At 71.3% G+C, this 16,987-nt stretch carries 18 protein-coding genes; 5 read left to right on the forward strand and 13 right to left on the reverse strand.

Going from position 1 to position 16,987, the window contains the following annotated elements; genetic code table 11:
- Positions 1-2 precede the first annotated feature (2 nt).
- The gene (rpmI, locus tag DW297_RS16180; RefSeq protein ID WP_136034285.1) at positions 3-197 is read right to left on the reverse strand and encodes a 50S ribosomal protein L35; all 195 of its coding nucleotides are present in this window, start codon (positions 195-197) and stop codon (positions 3-5) included.
- A 74-nt stretch (positions 198-271) separates the two neighbouring features.
- Positions 272-946, reverse strand: coding sequence for a translation initiation factor IF-3 (gene infC / locus DW297_RS16185; protein WP_136034288.1), 675 nt, complete (start codon positions 944-946; stop codon positions 272-274).
- A 207-nt stretch (positions 947-1,153) separates the two neighbouring features.
- Here infC and DW297_RS16190 point away from each other — a divergent pair, with 207 nt between their 5' ends.
- On the forward strand, positions 1,154-1,552 hold the full coding sequence (locus DW297_RS16190; RefSeq protein WP_136034290.1) for a DUF1844 domain-containing protein: 399 nt from the start codon (positions 1,154-1,156) through the stop codon (positions 1,550-1,552).
- A gap of 18 nt (positions 1,553-1,570) precedes the next feature.
- Here DW297_RS16190 and DW297_RS16195 read toward each other — a convergent pair whose 3' ends face one another.
- Both DW297_RS16195 and priA read right to left on the reverse strand, forming a co-directional pair.
- On the reverse strand, positions 1,571-2,368 hold the full coding sequence (locus DW297_RS16195; protein WP_136034292.1) for an SseB family protein: 798 nt from the start codon (positions 2,366-2,368) through the stop codon (positions 1,571-1,573).
- Entirely contained in the window at positions 2,352-3,098 is a 747-nt protein-coding gene (gene priA, locus DW297_RS16200; protein WP_136034294.1) for a bifunctional 1-(5-phosphoribosyl)-5-((5-phosphoribosylamino)methylideneamino)imidazole-4-carboxamide isomerase/phosphoribosylanthranilate isomerase PriA, read from the reverse strand. The genes DW297_RS16195 and priA overlap by 17 nt, the downstream gene beginning before the upstream one ends.
- Before the next feature lie 624 nt (positions 3,099-3,722).
- On the opposite strand from priA, the gene DW297_RS16210 reads away from it, so the two are divergent.
- Positions 3,723-4,895: a MinD/ParA family ATP-binding protein gene (locus DW297_RS16210; protein ID WP_205828316.1), complete on the forward strand. Its 1,173-nt coding sequence runs from the start codon at positions 3,723-3,725 to the stop codon at positions 4,893-4,895.
- A gap of 48 nt (positions 4,896-4,943) precedes the next feature.
- On the opposite strand, the gene hisH is transcribed toward DW297_RS16210, so the two are convergent.
- The 4 genes from hisH to DW297_RS16230 are packed head-to-tail and all read right to left on the reverse strand — an operon-like array spanning position 4,944 to position 7,687.
- A complete protein-coding gene (gene hisH / locus DW297_RS16215) occupies positions 4,944-5,579 on the reverse strand; it encodes an imidazole glycerol phosphate synthase subunit HisH (RefSeq protein WP_136034296.1) in 636 nt (211 codons plus the stop codon).
- On the reverse strand, positions 5,576-6,193 hold the full coding sequence (gene hisB / locus DW297_RS16220) for an imidazoleglycerol-phosphate dehydratase HisB (RefSeq protein WP_136034298.1): 618 nt from the start codon (positions 6,191-6,193) through the stop codon (positions 5,576-5,578). The genes hisH and hisB overlap by 4 nt, the downstream gene beginning before the upstream one ends.
- Positions 6,190-7,284: a histidinol-phosphate transaminase gene (locus tag DW297_RS16225; protein ID WP_205828317.1), complete on the reverse strand. Its 1,095-nt coding sequence runs from the start codon at positions 7,282-7,284 to the stop codon at positions 6,190-6,192. The genes hisB and DW297_RS16225 overlap by 4 nt, the downstream gene beginning before the upstream one ends.
- A gap of 34 nt (positions 7,285-7,318) precedes the next feature.
- On the reverse strand, positions 7,319-7,687 hold the full coding sequence (locus DW297_RS16230; RefSeq protein ID WP_136034301.1) for a LysM peptidoglycan-binding domain-containing protein: 369 nt from the start codon (positions 7,685-7,687) through the stop codon (positions 7,319-7,321).
- A gap of 288 nt (positions 7,688-7,975) precedes the next feature.
- On the opposite strand from DW297_RS16230, the gene lexA reads away from it, so the two are divergent.
- Positions 7,976-8,668: a transcriptional repressor LexA gene (gene lexA / locus DW297_RS16235; protein ID WP_136034303.1), complete on the forward strand. Its 693-nt coding sequence runs from the start codon at positions 7,976-7,978 to the stop codon at positions 8,666-8,668.
- Between the two features lie 55 nt (positions 8,669-8,723).
- Here lexA and metE read toward each other — a convergent pair whose 3' ends face one another.
- Both metE and DW297_RS16245 read right to left on the reverse strand, forming a co-directional pair.
- Positions 8,724-11,036 (reverse strand): 5-methyltetrahydropteroyltriglutamate--homocysteine S-methyltransferase, encoded by a 2,313-nt coding sequence (metE, locus tag DW297_RS16240; protein WP_136034305.1) that lies wholly within the window; start codon positions 11,034-11,036, stop codon positions 8,724-8,726.
- Between the two features lie 22 nt (positions 11,037-11,058).
- Positions 11,059-12,006, reverse strand: coding sequence for a methylenetetrahydrofolate reductase (locus tag DW297_RS16245; protein WP_136034308.1), 948 nt, complete (start codon positions 12,004-12,006; stop codon positions 11,059-11,061).
- 187 nt (positions 12,007-12,193) lie between these two features.
- Between DW297_RS16245 and DW297_RS16250 the strand changes: the two genes are divergently transcribed.
- Positions 12,194-14,062: a S9 family peptidase gene (locus tag DW297_RS16250; RefSeq protein WP_136034310.1), complete on the forward strand. Its 1,869-nt coding sequence runs from the start codon at positions 12,194-12,196 to the stop codon at positions 14,060-14,062.
- 9 nt (positions 14,063-14,071) lie between these two features.
- On the opposite strand, the gene smpB is transcribed toward DW297_RS16250, so the two are convergent.
- The 3 genes from smpB to ftsE form a co-directional block, all read right to left on the reverse strand.
- Positions 14,072-14,548: an SsrA-binding protein SmpB gene (gene smpB, locus DW297_RS16255; protein WP_136034311.1), complete on the reverse strand. Its 477-nt coding sequence runs from the start codon at positions 14,546-14,548 to the stop codon at positions 14,072-14,074.
- A 62-nt stretch (positions 14,549-14,610) separates the two neighbouring features.
- Complete coding sequence (gene ftsX, locus DW297_RS16260; protein ID WP_136034313.1) at positions 14,611-15,525, reverse strand: permease-like cell division protein FtsX; 915 nt, start codon at positions 15,523-15,525, stop codon at positions 14,611-14,613.
- A complete protein-coding gene (ftsE, locus tag DW297_RS16265; protein WP_136034315.1) occupies positions 15,522-16,610 on the reverse strand; it encodes a cell division ATP-binding protein FtsE in 1,089 nt (362 codons plus the stop codon). Before ftsE ends, ftsX begins: the two co-directional genes overlap by 4 nt.
- Positions 16,611-16,773: 163 nt before the next feature.
- Between ftsE and DW297_RS19280 the strand changes: the two genes are divergently transcribed.
- On the forward strand, positions 16,774-16,987 hold a 214-nt coding region (locus DW297_RS19280), incomplete at its 3' end, for a DUF2510 domain-containing protein (protein WP_240744659.1).

Raw genomic sequence — 16,987 nt, forward strand, 5'->3', positions numbered from 1 at the left:
CGTCAGCGACCGAGAAGCTTGTTCGCGACCTTGGTGTCAGCCTTCGACAGCACCTGGTCCTGGTTCAGACGACGGGTGCGACGGCTCGACTTGTGCTCGAGGTTGTGGCGCATGTTCGCCTGCTGCTTCTTCAGCTTTCCGCTGCCGGTGATCTTGAAGCGCTTCTTAGCACCCGAGTGGGTCTTCTGCTTCGGCATCTTCTCTTCCTTCGTGATGGCGCCTTCTCAGGCGACGGTGTCTACCCGCGTTGCGGGAGTTCGTGGGGCGGATGTCACTCCGCGGCGGGTGCGGCCGGGGCGGCCGAGTCGCTCTTGGCGTCGCGGGCAGCCTGCTTGTTCGCCGCACGCTGCGCGTCGCGCACCGCGTTCTGCTCCTGCTTCGCCTCGGACTTGCTCTTGATCGGCGCGACCACCATGACCATGTTGCGGCCGTCGATCGTCGGGTTCGACTCGACGGTGCCGAACTCGGCGACGTCTTCCGCGAACTTGCGCAGCAGGCGCACACCCTGCTCCGGGCGCGACTGCTCGCGACCGCGGAAGAGGATCATCGCCTTGACCTTGTCGCCGGCCTTGAGGAAGCCCTCGGCGCGCTTGAGCTTCGTCGTGTAGTCGTGCGCCTCGATCTTCAGTCGGAAGCGGACTTCCTTGAGGATCGTGTTCGCCTGATTGCGACGCGCTTCCTTCTCCTTCTGGGCGGCCTCGTACTTGAACTTGCCGTAGTCCATGATCTTGACCACGGGCGGCTTCGAGTTCGGGGCGACCTCAACGAGGTCGAGATCGGCTTCCTGTGCGAGACGCAGCGCTGCCTCGATGCGGACAACGCCGATCTGCTCACCCGAGGGGCCGACGAGGCGGACCTCGGGGACTCGGATGCGCTCATTGGTGCGGGGATCGCTGATGCGGAGCTCCTTAGACGATGTGATTCGGCCACCGTGATGCGGATGCATCCCGGGCGAAATCGAACTCGTCTCCCACCCGCCGGCACTCAGACGCCGGCTCCACACCCTGTCTACCGGTCCTCTCGTGACGAGTGAACCGGCGGAGTGCAAGACCCGGTAGCCTGGAACGGCAAGCGCGGGTGGGAAGTGAATCCTCTTTCGTTCCAGAGCATGACGCTCCGGAGCCCGCCAAAGTCTAACAGAAGGCAAGGCGAAGTGACGAACCAGGCACCCGACGAGGCGGCACGCGAGCGCGAAGAGCACTGGGCACGACAGGAGGAGGCGGCCTCGTCCGCGGTTCGCGACATCGCGGACGTCCCCGCCGTCGAGGTCATCACGACCGCGGCCGTGCACCTCATGAGCGCCGCCGCCGTCAAGCTCGGCCTCGCCGACGAGCCCGACGCGGCCGAACAGCTCGACCTCGACGAAGCCCGCAAGCTCATCAACGCCCTCGCCGGGCTCATCACCGCCGGCGCCCCCGAGATCAGCGACATGCACGCGCGGTCGCTGCGCGACGGCCTCCGCTCACTCCAGCTCGCGTTCCGCGAGGCATCGACCATCCCCGACCCGATCGGCAAGGGCCCCGGCGAGAAGTGGACCGGCCCGGTCACCTGAGCCGGCGCCCGTCGCGGCTCAGGCGCTGCGGCGGAGCTTGACCGTGAGCGAGTCCGCGAGCACGGCGATGCGGTCGTCGGCCGCCCAGCGCTGAGCCAGACGACCGAGCACGGCGTCGAGCACCTCGCGCTCGAGCCCGTCGACCAGCTCGAGGATCACGACCAGCTCGGGCCCGCGCAGGCGGGCGTCGGGGTCGCCCGCGGCCACGGCCACGTCGATCACCGCGAGCTCATGCGCGACGCTCTTCTGCAACGCCGTGAACACCTCGGGCGACAGGAAGCTCGGCTCCCACCCGTGCCCCTGCGCGACCGCCCAGACCGCCGGGCGCCGGATCACGAACTCCGTGTCGGACGTGGGGTCGAGCACGATCAGGTCGGTGTCCTCCGCGGATGCGGCCAGAGCCGCACGCACCGCCTCCACCGGGATCGGTCGCGCCGTCGCGTCCCACCGCTGCATCGCCTCGACCGAGGAGAACACGGGCTGGACGCGCCGGCCATCGGGCGCTGCGACCGTGACGATCGACAGCTCCTGGGTCTTGTCGACCGCGAGCCCGCTCGGCGCGACCCCCTCTTCGCCCTTCTCCGCGATCAGCGGGATCAGCACGCGCGCGGCGCGGAAGGCGTCGACGACCTCCGCCTGCGATCCCTCGCCCGCCCGGAAGCGCTGAAGGGCGTCGAGCAGGGCGGGATCGGCGGAGCCGTCGTCGGCCGCGTGCGGGTTCGACTCGAAGCTGCGGCCCTCCCACGGAACACCCGCGGAATCGGCGTGGTTGTGCGCCTCCGGGCCGTGGCCGTGGGGGTCAGTCTCCGGCGACATCCAGCGCCTCGGCCAGGGTGAAGGCTCCGGCGTAGAGCGCCTTGCCGACGATGGCACCCTCGACGCCCAGCGGCACCAGCTCGCGCAGCGCCGCGATGTCGTCGAGGTTGGAGACCCCGCCGGAGGCCACGACCGGCTTCGGCGTCCGCGAGGTCACCTCGCGCAGCAGCTCCAGGTTCGGGCCGCGGAGCGTGCCGTCCTTCGTGACGTCGGTGACCACGTAGCGGCTGCAGCCGGCATCCTCCAGGCGCTCCAGCACCTCCCAGAGGTCGCCGCCCTCCTTGGTCCAGCCGCGGGCGGCGAGAGTGGTGCCGCGCACGTCGAGGCCGACCGCGATCGCCTCGCCGAAGCGGCTGATGACGTCGGCCGCCCACTCCGGGTTCTCCAACGCGGCGGTACCGAGATTGATGCGCGCCGCGCCGCTCTCGAGCGCCGCCTCCAGGCTCGCATCGTCGCGGATGCCTCCGGAGAGCTCCACGTTCACGCCGCGGAACTGCTTGATGACCTTGCGCAGGATCGGTGCGTTGCTGCCGCGGCCGAACGCCGCGTCGAGGTCGACCAGGTGGATCCAGGAGGCGCCCTGCGCGACCCACTCCCCTGCGGCGTCGAGCGGGTCGCCGTAGCTCGTCTCGGTGCCGGCCTCGCCCTGGGTGAGTCGGACGGCCTTGCCGCCGGCGACGTCCACCGCGGGGAGGAGCGTGAGCGAAGGTGACTGCGCGAAGTCGTTCATGGGGTCCTTGGTTCGGGTGTCTCTGCGGCCCGAGCGGGCGCGACACACGAGGCTACCGCGGCGGTCGGCACCCACTCAAATGCATGACGCCGACCGTCGGTCGCAGCGGCGCCACCGTCCATCCCTGACATTTCGTCGGGTAACATGCTACAGATGTCAGCGCGAGAACCAGGGCCCCCGTCCGAGTACCGACGCGTCCGAGCCGACCAGGAGATCGCCGTCCCCCGCCCCCGGTCCGCCATCCGCGGCTCTGCCGCTCCCCGCCCGGCCGCCGAGTCGTCCGCCTCCCCGGCGCCGTGGCCCGCACGCACTTCGGGGCGCGCGTCCCAGTCCGCGACCCCCGCGGTCACCCCCACCCGCGCACCCGCACAGATCGCGGCACCCACGCGCGCCGCGACGCCGACACCGACCTCGGCACCGGTACCGGCCTCGGCCTCGACACCGGCCTCGACCTCGGCACCGAACGCGATACCGACACCGACACCGACACCGACACCGACACAGACACCGACACCGACACCGACACCGACACCGACGGTGACACCGACACCGACACCGACCGCGACCGCGACACCGACACCGACCGCGACACCGGCACCGACACCGACACCGACACAGGCACAGATGCCGCCTGTGGCGCCCACCCCCACCAGCACTCCGGCAGAGATCATCACCCCTGCCCCCGCATCCGCATCCGCATCCGCCGAGTCCCCCGAACCCGTCGCGTCCCCTGCCCTCGCATCCGCATCCGCATCCGCCCGGTCCCCCGAACCCGCCGAGTCCCGCGCCGCCGGATCCGCCGACGCGTCCGCGCAGAACGCATCTGCGCACACCGCATCGTCCGGGCGAAGCCGCCGTCGCTCGCCGCAGCGCGAGACCACGACCCGCCCGTCCTTCCTCACCGAGGAGCTTCCGGCCGAGCCCGCCCGGATGGGGTTCCGCGGCGCCCTCAACCGCATCGGCATGGACTTCGGTCCCGGCTCCGTCGAGGAGGCGTTCCGCCGCGACGAGGCCGCTGTGAGTCGCCAGTGGTCCGGGCCGCGCACGATCGCGATCGTGAACAGCAAGGGCGGCGCGGGGAAGACACCCACCACAGCGCTTCTCGCCGCGGTGTTCGCCCGGTTCGGGGGTGCGGGCGTGCTCGCCTGGGACAACCACCAGACGCGCGGGACCCTCGGCTGGCGCACGGAATCGGCATCACACCGCAACACCCTGCGGGAGATGCTCTCCGACAGCAGCCGCCTGATCAGCCCGGGCGCCCAAGCCGCTGACCTGGCGGACTACGTTCATCACCAGCCGCGCGACCGTTTCGACGTCCTCCGCTCGCAGCCGCCACGCCTGGCACACGACGATCGCCTGGGCCCGGCCGAGGTCGACGTGCTGCACACGGTGGCCTCCCGGTTCTACCGACTCATCTTCGTCGACTCGGGCAACGATGAGACCGACCCGCTGTGGCGCCGGATGATCGACCACACGGATCAGCTCGTGGTCGCGACCACCTCCCGCGGAGACCACGCCGAGGCCGGGGCCCTCCTGCTCGAAGCCCTCGCCGACCGCGACGAGCGCTCGGCTCACCTCGTCGAGCAGGCGGTCGTGATCGTCTCGCAGGCCGATCCCCACGCGACACCGACCGAGATCGGCGCGGTGTCCGACGGGTATCGCTCGCTCTGCCGAGAGGTGCATGCGATCCCGTTCGACCGGGAGATGGTCGACGGACCGCTGCGCTACACCGCCCTCGCCGGACGGACGCAGCGAGCGTGGCTGTCGGCGGCGGCCGCCGTCGCCAGAGGGCTCTGACGCCGAGCGGCCGGACCGGCCGCGTGCGACAGCCCCCGGCTCACGGGCTCAGAGGCTGGTGACCCAGTTGCGCAGCAGCTGGATGCCCGCCTCGCCCGACTTCTCCGGGTGGAACTGCGTCGCCGACAGCGGTCCGTTCTCCACGGCCGCCAGGAAGGGATCGCCGTAGGTGGCCCAGGTCAGCACCGGCTGGGGGAACGGCGGGATCACGTCGAGCTCCCACGACTGCGCCGCGTAGGAGTGCACGAAGTAGAACCGCTCCTCCTCGATGCCGCGGAACAGCACCGTGTCCTCGCCGGGGTCGACCGTGTTCCAGCCCATGTGCGGCAGCACGGGAGCGTTGAGCTCGGTGACCGCGCCCGGCCACTCCCCCAGGCCCGCGGTGTCGTGGCCGCGCTCGACCCCGTGCTCGAACAGCACCTGCATGCCGACGCAGATGCCCAGCACGGGGCGACCGCCCGCGAGACGCCGCCCGATGATCTCGTCGCCCCCGTGCGCGTGCAGCGCATCACGCACGGCCTGGAACGCCCCGACCCCCGGCACGACGAAGCCGTCGGCCTCGAGCGCCTCACTGCGGTCGCGCGTGAGCACCGCGTCGGCACCCGCGGCCACGAGCGCCTTGACCGCGGAGTGCACGTTGCCGGACTCGTAGTCGAAGACCGCGACGCGGGGTGCCGCGCTCACAGGGCCCCCTTGGTGGACGGGATGCCGTCGACGAGCGGGTCGAGCGCCTTCGCCTGACGGAACGCGCGCGCGAAGGCCTTGTACTCCGCCTCGGCGATGTGGTGCGGGTCACGGCCGCCGAGCACGCGCACGTGCACCGTCAGCGCCGCGTTGAACGCGATGGCCTCGAAGGAGTGGCGCACGAGCGAGCCCGTGAAGTGCCCGCCGATGAGGTGCTGCTCGAAACCGACGGGCTCGCCCTCGTGCACGAGGTACGGACGACCGGAGATGTCGACGACGGCCTGCGCCAGCGCCTCGTCGAGCGGCACGAGCGCATCGCCGTAGCGGGAGATGCCCGCCTTGTCACCCAGCGCCTCCAGGATGGCCTGACCCAGCACGATCGAGACGTCTTCCACCGTGTGGTGCGCGTCGATGTGCGTGTCACCGGAGGCGCGGACGGTGAGATCGGTCAGCGAGTGCTTCGCGAACGCCGTCAGCATGTGGTCGAAGAACGGCACGGAGGTGTCGATGCGGCTCACCCCGGTGCCGTCGAGGTTCAGCTCCAGCTCGACGGTCGACTCCGACGTGCTGCGCACGCGACGCGCGGTGCGGGCGGGGTTCGCGGGGGTGGTCATGATGCCGATCCTATCGAGGCCAGGGCGTCCAGGAACGCGGTCGTCTCGGCCTCGGTGCCCGCGCTGACGCGGAGGTGGCCGGGGATGCCGACGTCGCGCACGAGCACACCGCGGTCGTACAACTGCCGCCACGTGGCCTGCGGGTCGGCCACGCCACCGAACAGCACGAAGTTCGACCAGGTCTCGTGGGGCGTGTACCCCAGTGCCTCCAGCGTCGCTGTGATGCGGTCGCGCTGCTCGACGATCTCCTCGACCATGCCGAGCATCACGTCGGCGTTACGCAGCGCCGCCACCGCCGCGGCCTGCGTGAGCGCGCTCAGGTGATACGGCAGCCGCACGAGGCGGAGCGCGTCGATGAACGCGGGGTCTGCGGCCAGGTAGCCGACGCGCGCTCCGGCGAACGCGAAGGCCTTGCTCATGGTGCGCGACACAGCGAGCCGCGGACGGCCATCGAGGAGCGTGAGCGCGGACGGCGCGTCATGCGGTGCGAACTCCTGATACGCCTCGTCGACGATCACCACGCCGCGCGCGGCCTCGTAGACCGCCGCGACGACGTCGAGCCCGAGCGGCGTACCGGTGGGGTTGTTGGGCGAGCACAGGATCACCACGTCGGGGTCGGCGGCGCGCACCTGTTCCGCGGCTTCCTCCGGGGTGATCGAGTAGTCGGGGTGCCGGGTGCCGGCGACCCATGACGCACCCGTGCCCTGCGCGATCAGCGGATACATCGAGTAGGTCGGAGCGAAGCCGAACGCCGTCCGCCCCGGTCCGCCGAACGCCTGCAGGATGTGCTGCAGCACCTCGTTCGAGCCGTTGCCCGCCCAGATCTGCTCGGCCGTGAGCCCGTGACCGAGGTAGCCCGCGAACGCCTCCCGCAGCGTGGTGAACTCCCGGTCGGGATAGCGGTTGACGTCGCGGATCGCCACGGCGATGTCGTCGAGGATGTCGCTGGCGACCTCGTCAGGAACGGGATGCGTGTTCTCGTTGACGTTGAGGGCGATCGGGAGCGGTGCCTGCGGTGCGCCGTACGGAGTGAGTCCGCGCAGATCGTCGCGCAGCGGGAGATCGTTGAGGGAGAGGGTCACCCTATCCATGTTAAGAGGACGAGGCGGCACCGACGGCCATGCGTCACTCCGCGTACTGCGCCGGGATCGCGAGCTCCTGACCGATCTGGATCTCTCCGCCGCGGAGCAGGTTCATGCGGCTGATGTCGCCGATCACGTCGCGCGGGTCGGCCTCGGGAGCGATCGAGCCGGCGATCGACCAGAGGGTGTCACCGGGCATGACCGTGATGGTCTCGACGGCGGCCACGGGCTTGTCGGCACCGGAGGCGATGGCGCTGCCACCGCTGATCGCCGCGAAGGCGATGCCGACGGCGAGCGGGACGGACGCGACCGCGAGCAGCACACCGCGACCGCGAGCCGTGAGCCGGAGCCGCGTGGCCGGACGGGCCGTGGCGGAGATCGCGGTCGCGGTGCTGAGGCTGATGGTGCTCATGTCTGCTCCTTCACTGTCCCGGCGCCGCGAGGGCCCGGGGAGGTTGGCGTAGCGTTCGCATCCGCGACTCGGCCGGGAGCCGTGAATGCGAAGCTACGTTCCGAAGATATCTTCGAGTTCGAACATCTGTCAAGCTGTCTTCGAAACCCTGTCCACGAATCGTCCGACACGCTCGAACAGATCTTCCAGATCGGCGCGATTCTCGGATACGGTTTCGACAAGGACACCCCACCACGGGCCACCGACATTCGAAGAGCGACGTCGGATCTCACGCACTGAAGGAGCATCATGAGCGAGACCACAGCCCCGGAGTCGGAGGCGCCGCGGACCCGCCGTCGCAAGAGCCTCAGCCCCAAGCAGATGGCGATCCTGGAGGTCATCCAGGCCGCCATCGCCCAGAACGGCTACCCGCCGAGCATGCGCGAGATCGGCGACGCCGTGGGGCTCAAGTCGCTCTCCAGCGTCACGCACCAGCTCGGCCAGCTGGAGCTGAGCGGCTACCTGCGTCGAGACCCGGGCAAGACGCGGGCCATGGAGGTGCTGATCGACCTGCCCGGCACCGGCTCCGGCGCCGAGAACCCGGCCGATGTCACGACTCCCGTCGGCGACGCCGCGCTCGTGCCCCTCGTCGGCCGCATCGCCGCCGGCGTGCCCATCACCGCGGACCAGCAGGTCGAGGAGATCTTCCCGCTCCCCCGGCAGCTCGTCGGCAAGGGCGACCTGTTCATGCTCAAGGTCTCCGGCGAGTCGATGATCGACGCCGCCATCTGCGACGGCGACTGGGTCGTCGTCCGCTCGCAGCACGACGCCGAGAACGGCGAGATCGTCGCGGCGATGCTCGATGGCGAGGCCACCGTCAAGGTGCTCCGTCGCCGCGATGGACACACGTGGCTGCTGCCGCGGAACACCGCCTTCGAGCCCATCCTCGGCGACGAGGCCGTGGTGCTCGGCAAGGTCGTCGCGGTGCTGCGAGCCGTCTGACCCGGACACGACGAAGGCCCTCCCCGATCGCTCGGAGAGGGCCTTCGTCACATGATCAGACCGAGGCGCCCACCTCGGCGCGCACGCGGCGCGTGGCCTCGACGATGTTCCGCAGCGACGCGGTGGTCTCCTCGTAGCCGCGGGTCTTGAGGCCGCAGTCCGGGTTGACCCAGAGCTGCCGCGTGGGGATCTCCTCCACGGCGCGACGCAGCAGGGACTCCACCTCCTCCACCGCGGGAACCCGCGGGGAGTGGATGTCGTAGACGCCGGGGCCGATGCCGTGGTCGAACCCGGCTTCGGCGATGTCCGCGACGACCTCCATCCGGCTGCGGGCGGCCTCGATGGACGTGACGTCGGCGTCCAGCGCGCGGATCGCGTCGATCACGACACCGAACTCCGAGTAGCAGAGGTGCGTGTGCACCTGCGTGCCCGGTGCTGCCCCACCGGTCGCCAGACGGAACGACGCCACCGACCAGTCCAGGTAGGACGGCTGATCGGCCTTCTTCAGCGGCAGCAGCTCGCGCAGGGCCGGCTCGTCGACCTGGATCACGGCGATGCCCGCAGCCTCGAGGTCGGCGATCTCCTCGCGCAGCGCCAGCGCGACCTGGTTCGCGGTCTCCCCCAGCGGCTGGTCGTCGCGCACGAACGACCACGCGAGGATCGTCACCGGCCCCGTGAGCATGCCCTTGAGGTGCTTCGCGGTGAGCGACTGCGCGTATCCGGACCAGTCGACCGTGATCGGTGCCGGCCGGGAGACGTCGCCCCACAGGATCGACGGGCGTGTGGCGCGGGAGCCGTACGACTGCACCCACCCGTGCTCCGTGACCGCGAAGCCGTCGAGGTTCTCGGCGAAGTACTGCACCATGTCGTTGCGCTCCGGCTCCCCGTGCACCAGCACGTCGAGTCCGAGATCCTCCTGCAGCGACACGACCGCGGCGATCTCCCGGCGCAGGAAGTCGTCGTAGTCGTCGCGGGGGATCTCACCGCGCGTGAACCGCGCCCGTGCGCGACGGATGTCGGCGGTCTGCGGGAACGACCCGATCGTCGTCAGGGGCAGGACCGGGAGGCCGAGGGCCTCCTGCGCACTCTCCCGCTCCTCGTAGGACACCCGCGAGAAGTCGGCGTCGACGAGCGCCCGCTCGCGCACCGCGCCGTCGCGCACGCCCGGCGCGTCCAGCCGGTCGCGCAGGGCCGCCGAGGCCTCGTCGAGCTCGGCGGCGATCGCCTCGGGGCCCTGCGACAGCCCGCGAGCCAGCACGCCGACCTGCTGCACCTTCTGATCGGCGAACGCCAGCCACGACACCAGGCGAGGGTCGAGCGAGGTCTCGTCGGCGACGTCGTGCGGCACGTGCAGCAGCGAGGTCGAGGTGGAGGCCGACACGGCCGCGGCCCCCAGGTCGCGCAGACGCTCGAGCGTGGCGAACGCCGCGGCCAGGTCGCCCCGCCAGATGTTGTGCCCGTCGATCACGCCGCCGACGAGCGTCTTGTCCGCGAGACCCTCCGCCGCGGACGGCACAGCGCCACGGACCAGGTCGACCGCGATCGCCTCGACGGGCGCGGCCGCGAGGACCGGGAACACGGCGTCGAGCGCCGCGTACGGGGCGGCGACGAGGATCGACGGACGGTCCTCCGCTCCCCCGAGCACGGCGAGTGCACGTTCGGCCGCGGTCGCCAGGGCGGCGGTGTCGGCGGGGAGCGACTCGCTCACGAGCGCCGGCTCGTCGAGCTGCACCCAGGTCGCTCCCGCGGCCCGGAGGCGGGCGAGCAGCTCCCGGTACGCGGGGAGCACGTCGTCCAGCCGCGACAGCGGATCGAAGCCCTCGGGGGCGTCGTCCGAGGCCTTCGCGAGCGCCAGCAGGGTGACCGGGCCGACCACGACCGGGCGGGTCGTGAAGCCTGCGGCAGCGGCCTCTGCGACCTCGCGCACGAGCCGGTCGCTGGACAGCGAGAACACCGTCTCCGGACCGATCTCCGGCACGAGGTAGTGGTAGTTCGAGTCGAACCACTTCGTCATCTCCAGCGGCGCGCGCTCCCCCTCGCCCCGCGCGATCGTGAAGTACGCCGGGAGGCCGACCGTGCCGTCGGCGGCGCGCAGGTGCTCGAAGCGCGAGGGGATCGCGCCCACGGTCACCGCGGCGTCGAGCACCTGGTCGTAGAACGAGAAGGACTCCGGGATCGCGGAGTCGTCCCGGCCGAGGCCGAGCGCGGCGAGCCGCTCTCGGGTGGCGGCGCGCAGCTCGGCGGCCGTGCGCTCCAGCTCCTGCTCGTCGATGCGGCCCGCCCAGAACGCCTCGACGGCCTTCTTGAGCTCGCGGCGACGGCCGATGCGGGGGTAGCCGAGGATGGTTCCCTCGGGGAATGCGGTCATGGTGTTTCCTTTCGGCGGGGGTCTAACGGCGCAGAGCCGGGAGGATGCCGGCTTCGGCGAGGACGGTGAGGACGGTCTCGTGCTGGTTGAAAGCGTAGAGGTGCACGCCGGGGGCGCCGCCGGCCACGACCTGCGCGGCCAGGCGCGCGGCCCAGGCGATGCCGATCTCGCGGCGGCCCTCGGCGGTCGGCTCCACGTCGAGGGCGATGGAGAGCTCTCCGGGCAGCTCCTCTCCCGTGAGCTCCAGCACGCGGGAGAGCCGAGCGGGCGAGGTGATGGGCATGATGCCGGGCAGGATCGGGATGGTCACCCCGGACGCGCGGGCACGCTCCACGAAGGCCAGGTAGTCGTCGGCGTGGAAGAACAGCTGTGTGATCGCGAACGTCGCACCGGCGGCCTGCTTCGCGAGCAGGGCCTCCACGTCCTGCGTGCGGTGGGTCGCCCGCGGGTGGCCCTTCGGGAACGCGGCCACCGCGATGTTCACCCTCCGCCGCGGCGCGACCCGGGCGGCACCGGGGATCCCGGGAACAGGCGACTCCTCGTACGGCGCACGCTCGGCCTGCACGCGGTCGATCAGCTGGACGAGCTGGGCCGCGCTCTCCAGGTCGCCGAGGAAGTCCTCGGTCTGCCCGGCGGGCGGGTCGCCCCGCAGGGCGAGGAAGCTGAGGATCCCCGCGTCGAGGAACTCGCGGATGAGCGCGGTCGCCCCGGCGTAGGTGTTGCCGACGCACGTGAGATGAGCGAGGGGCTCGACGTCGGTGTGGGTGCGGATGAAGCGCAGCACGTCGAGCGAGCGCCCCCCGGTGGAGCCGCCGGCACCGTAGGTCACCGACAGGAACTCCGGACCGGCTGCGGCCAGGCGCAGGACGGTCTCGTGCAGCGCCTCCTCGCTCGACGCGTTGCGCGGAGGGTAGAGCTCGAAGGAGAACGGCACGCGGGCGGTGCCGGTGGTGTCGATCTCGGTGGACATCTTCACTCCTGGGGACAGGGGGCCGGGGCGCGCGGACGGCACGGGAGGCGTGTCGTTCGCGGGCGGGTGCCGGGCTCGGCTGTCGCTCCACGCCCTGGACGAACCGGGCGTTTCCAGCAACCTAGAACAGCCCCGCGCGGGGCCGCACGTGTGTGACGCCGTGTGTCGGTCCGCCTAGGCTCGAGGCATGTCGTCGCTGCCCTTCGGTTCCTGGCCCTCCCCCTTCACCGCCGCGTCTGTCGCGACCTCCGCACCGCGCATCGACGGCGCCCGGTTCGCCGGGTCGGAGATCTGGTGGGGCGAGTCCGTGCCGGCCGAAGCCGGACGCGTGACCGTACGCAGCTCCTCCGGCGCCGAGATCCTGCCGGCTCCGTGGAGCGCGCGGTCGCGCGTGCACGAGTACGGCGGCGGGGCGTGGACGGCCGGCGACGACGCGCTGTTCTTCGTCTCGGGCGCGGATCAGCGCGTGCATCGCCTCGTCCCCGGGGGCGAGCCCGAGCCGCTCACGCCCGCCGGTGCGTCGTACGGCGGACTCCGACTGCAGAGCGGACGACTGCTGGCCGTGCGCGAAGACCTCCGTCCGGACCCGCACCGGCGCGGCATCGTCGAGATCCCGGTGGACGGATCCGCGGCCGAGGACGACGGCGCGCTCCGGGTGATCGCGGAGGGCACGGGCTTCTTCGCGCACCCGGCGCTGTCGCCCGACGGCACGCGGGTGGCCTGGGTCGAGTGGCACGAGCGGACGATGCCGTGGGACGAGGCGCAGCTCGCGATCGCGTCGCTCGCCGACGGCGAGATCGTGCGCATCGCGTCGTCCGCCGCCCTGCAGCCGGAGTGGCTCGACGACACCGCGCTCGTGTACGCCGACGACGCGTCCGGGCGCTGGCAGGTGCAGCGCCTTCACGTCGACGGCGTGACACCCGCAGCCGCACCGATCGCCCTGACCGGGACCGACGCCGACACCGGCTACGGCCTGTGGGTGCTGGGCAACCGGTGGTTCCAGCCGCTGGCGGACGGACGCGTGGTCGCCGCGCGCACGAACGGCCGCGACGAGGTGCACGTGCTCCCGGCGGACGGCACGACGAGCACCGCGCTGGATCTCCCCGCCGACGGGCACGTGAGCGTGGACGACGTGTCCGGCTCCCGCGTGCTGCTCAGCGGCAACAGCTCGGGCACCACGCCCGGGGTGTGGTGCGTTGACCTCGACTCGGGCCGCGTGGAGGCCGTGGCGGGCGGGGTCCCGTCCGATCCGGAGTGGATGCCCGGCGCGCAGCCGATCGTGGTGGACGGCGCGCACGGCTCGGTGCACGCGTTCGCCTACCCGCCCGCGAACCCCGCGCACACCGCGGCTCCCGGCGAGCTTCCGCCGTACGTCGTGTTCGTCCACGGAGGACCGACCGCGCATGTGACGGGGGCCGCGTCGTCCGAGGTCGCGTTCTTCACGAGCCGCGGCATCGGCGTGCTCGACGTGAACTACGGCGGCTCCACCGGCTACGGCCGCGCCTACCGCGACCGCCTCGTCGGGCAGTGGGGTGTGGTCGACGTGGACGACGTGGTCGCCGCCGCGCGGGGCCTGGCCGATGCGGGGCTCGCCGACCCCGCGCGCATCGCGATCCGCGGAGGTTCGGCCGGCGGCTGGACCGTTCTGTCGGCGCTGGTGCGGGGCGGGACCTTCGCGGCGGGCATCAGCCGCTACGGTGTGGCGGACCTGCGCCTGCTGGCCGCCGAGACGCACGACTTCGAGGCGCCGTACCTCGACAGTCTGGTCGGGCGGCTGCCGGAGGACGAGCACGTGTACGTCGAGCGTTCACCCCTCACGCACGCCGACCGGATCGACGTGCCCGTGCTGCTGCTCCAGGGCGGCGAGGACCGCGTGGTGCCTCCGTCGCAGTCCGAGGCGATCCGCAACGCCCTCGCCGCGAACGGCATCGAGCACGAGTACGCGCTGTATCCGGCAGAGGGGCACGGCTTCCGCAGCGCGGCGAACATCGTGGACGCGCTGCAGCGCGAGCTCGCGTTCCTCGGCCGCGTGTTCGGCTTCACCCCGGCGCCCTGACGGCGCGGGCTACTCGCCGACGCGGTTGCGCAGGCGCATGGCCCGCTCGGCCTCGCGCGTGTCCTGCCGCTCGCGCAGCGTCTGCCTCTTGTCGTACTCGCGCTTGCCCTTGGCGAGGGCGATCTCGACCTTGGCCCTGCCGTCGGAGAAGTAGAGCTTCAGCGGGATCAGGGTGTAGCCGCCGGCCGAGACCGCGTGGGAGAGCTTGGCGATCTCCTCACGGTGCAGCAGCAGCTTGCGGATGCGCTTGGCGGAGTGGTTGGTCCAGTGCCCCTGCGAGTACTCCGGGATGTGCACGGCGTCGAGGAACACCTCGTTGCCCTTGACGAACGCGTATCCGTCGCTGAGGTTCGCGCGCCCCTGACGGAGTGACTTGACCTCGGTGCCGGTGAGCACCATTCCCGCCTCGTACGACTTCTCGATGGTGTAGTCGTGACGCGCGCGACGATTGGTCGCGACGACCTTCTCCCCGCGTTCCCTGGGCATGATGCTCTCCTGTTGCCGTGACGAGCTCGACCGAGGATCCGGCCGAGCAGCCTTTCAGGGTATCAGGTGCGCAGCCAGCGACGGATCGCGAAGCCGGCCGACAGCGCCGCCAGCACGACGCCGATCCCCACCAGCACGGGCACCACGAGGAACGCGTCGTTCATGGTGACCCAGGTCGTGATGAACGGGACCCGCCCGCGCAGGTAGCCGTTGACGCCGAAGTGCACCCCGGCGACGACGGCCGCGCACGCGAGCGCCGAGCCGAGGAAGGCCGCGAAGACGCCCTCCAGCACGAACGGCGTCTGGATGAACCGGTTGGACGCGCCCACCAGGCGCATGATCCCGATCTCCTTGCGTCTCGCGTAGGCCGATAGCCGGATGGTCGTCCCGATCAGGAGGGTCGCGGCGATCAGCATCAGCACGGCGATCCCGACCGCGATGTAGGTCGCGACGGTGAGCGCGGAGAACAGCGGCTCGAGGTACTGCAACTGATCCTGCACCTGCTCCACGCCCGCCTGTCCGCTGAACGCCTCGGCGAGCACCTGCGACTGCCCGGGATCCTTCATCGTGACGAAGAACACCTCGAACGCCTGGTCGGGCGTGAGCACGCTCGCCTGCTCCTCGCCCACCTGCTCGACGAGCTTGGCGTACGTCTCCTCTTTGGTGTCGAACGTCATGGAGCTGATCAGCGGCGCCAGCGCGTCGCCCTCGAGCTGGGCGCGCACCGCGGCGACCTGCTCCTCGCTGGCGGCGCCGTCGACGCAGGTGTCCGACTCCGACACCGCCGAGCACATGTACACCGCCACCTGGGCACGCTCGGCCCAATAGCCCCGCATCACGCCGATCTGGGACTGCATGAGGATCGCCGCGCCCACGAAGGTCAGCGACACGAACGTCACCAGCACGACGGAGATGACCATCGAGATGTTGCGACGGAGACCCACGAGGGCCTCGGTCAGGATCAGGCCGATTCTCATGAGGTCGGGCCCACTTCCTCGTCGTCCTGGTCGGAGAGGCCGAGACGGTCGGCCACGCCGAGCTCGGCGACGTCGACCTCCGGCAGCACGATCGGGTGCGTGCGGGGAGTGGCCGGACGCTCGACCGGAGCCTTCTCCGCGGCCGGGGCACGCTCCGCCTCATCCGGCGGTTCCACCACTCCGCGACGCGGCGGCTCGGGCGGCTCGACCACCTGCGGCTCACGTTCCGGCTGCGGGGCCGCGGCTGCGGCGGCGCGGCGCTGCGCGTCGAGCTCCTCCGCCAGGGCGGCACGCACCACCGACAGGTCGGCGGTCTGCCGCTGCACCTCCTGCACCGCGGTGAGGGCGGCCGCGGCGGCGGCTCCCCGCACCTCCTCCGGCGCGAGTCGCGGGATGTTCGAGGTGTCGCCGTAGCCGCCGTGGACCTCGTCGCGCACCATCTCGCCGTCGCGCAGCTCGATCACGCGGCGACGCATCTGATCGACGAACCCCGCCTCGTGCGTGGCCATGAGCACGGTCGTGCCACCGGCGTTGATGCGGGCGAGCAGCTGCATGATGTCGACGGAGGTCGCGGGGTCGAGGTTTCCGGTGGGCTCGTCGGCCAGCAGCACCTGCGGACGGTTCACGAGGGCACGGGCGATCGCGACGCGCTGCTGCTCACCGCCGGAGAGCTCATGCGGCATGCGCTTCTCCTTGCCCTCGAGCCCGACCAGTGCCAGGGCCTCGGGCACGGCCTGCTGGATGAAACCGCGCGAGGAGCCGGTGACCTGCAGCGTGAACGCGACGTTCTGGTGCACGGTCTTGGACGGCAGCAGGCGGAAGTCCTGGAACACGGAGCCGATGTGGCGACGGAAGTAGGGCACCTTCCGGTTCGCGAGGGAGCGGAGATCGCGACCGAGGACGGCGACGCGACCACTGGTGGGCACGTCCTCCCGCAGGATGAGCCGCAGGCAGGACGACTTGCCCGATCCCGAAGCGCCGACGAGGAAGACGAACTCCCCGCGTTGCACTTCGAAGTCGACTCCGGACAGGGCGGGCTTCGACGTCCCGCGGTAGCGCTTCGTGACGTTCTCGAACCGAATCATGGCGATTCGAGCCTAAGCGCGGGCTCTGCGCTGACCCGCTGCGACACCCCGCGCGGCCTCAGGCCGTCGACCTGTGCAAACGGTGTCGGCGTCGCTGCCCACTGCTATACATGGAGAGTCGATTCGCGTCACCCACGCGAGCGCGCACACGGAGGGGACTTCCATGACGACACCTGCTGGCTGGTACGACGACGGCTCCGGTCGGCTGCGGTGGTGGGACGGCCAGCAGTGGACCGAGCACTTCGCGCCCGAGACGCCCGCTGTGCCCGCCCAGGAGTCCCCGGCATCCGAGTCCGAGACGATGCCGGGTGCGCCCGCCGCGGCGGTGCCCGACGCGCAGCCCGAGGCCACGGCCCCCGACGCGACCGCCGCCGACG

This window comes from Microbacterium sp. PF5, assembly GCF_004794315.1.
In the GTDB taxonomy this organism is placed as follows: Bacteria; Actinomycetota; Actinomycetes; order Actinomycetales; family Microbacteriaceae; genus Microbacterium; species Microbacterium sufflavum.

What these genes read in the sequence shown, in the direction of transcription:
- rpmI (WP_136034285.1), bottom strand. Translation starts at nt 197, where the DNA reads ATGCCGAAGCAGAAGACCCACTCGGGTGCTAAGAAGCGCTTCAAGATC.
- infC (WP_136034288.1), bottom strand. Translation starts at nt 946, where the DNA reads ATGCATCCGCATCACGGTGGCCGAATCACATCGTCTAAGGAGCTCCGC.
- DW297_RS16195 (WP_136034292.1), bottom strand. Translation starts at nt 2,368, where the DNA reads ATGTCGCCGGAGACTGACCCCCACGGCCACGGCCCGGAGGCGCACAAC.
- priA (WP_136034294.1), bottom strand. Translation starts at nt 3,098, where the DNA reads ATGAACGACTTCGCGCAGTCACCTTCGCTCACGCTCCTCCCCGCGGTG.
- DW297_RS16210 (WP_205828316.1), top strand. Translation starts at nt 3,723, where the DNA reads ATGCCGCCTGTGGCGCCCACCCCCACCAGCACTCCGGCAGAGATCATC.
- hisB (WP_136034298.1), bottom strand. Translation starts at nt 6,193, where the DNA reads ATGACCACCCCCGCGAACCCCGCCCGCACCGCGCGTCGCGTGCGCAGC.
- DW297_RS16225 (WP_205828317.1), bottom strand. Translation starts at nt 7,284, where the DNA reads ATGGATAGGGTGACCCTCTCCCTCAACGATCTCCCGCTGCGCGACGAT.
- DW297_RS16230 (WP_136034301.1), bottom strand. Translation starts at nt 7,687, where the DNA reads ATGAGCACCATCAGCCTCAGCACCGCGACCGCGATCTCCGCCACGGCC.
- lexA (WP_136034303.1), top strand. Translation starts at nt 7,976, where the DNA reads ATGAGCGAGACCACAGCCCCGGAGTCGGAGGCGCCGCGGACCCGCCGT.
- metE (WP_136034305.1), bottom strand. Translation starts at nt 11,036, where the DNA reads ATGACCGCATTCCCCGAGGGAACCATCCTCGGCTACCCCCGCATCGGC.
- DW297_RS16245 (WP_136034308.1), bottom strand. Translation starts at nt 12,006, where the DNA reads ATGTCCACCGAGATCGACACCACCGGCACCGCCCGCGTGCCGTTCTCC.
- DW297_RS16250 (WP_136034310.1), top strand. Translation starts at nt 12,194, where the DNA reads ATGTCGTCGCTGCCCTTCGGTTCCTGGCCCTCCCCCTTCACCGCCGCG.
- smpB (WP_136034311.1), bottom strand. Translation starts at nt 14,548, where the DNA reads ATGCCCAGGGAACGCGGGGAGAAGGTCGTCGCGACCAATCGTCGCGCG.
- ftsX (WP_136034313.1), bottom strand. Translation starts at nt 15,525, where the DNA reads ATGAGAATCGGCCTGATCCTGACCGAGGCCCTCGTGGGTCTCCGTCGC.
- ftsE (WP_136034315.1), bottom strand. Translation starts at nt 16,610, where the DNA reads ATGATTCGGTTCGAGAACGTCACGAAGCGCTACCGCGGGACGTCGAAG.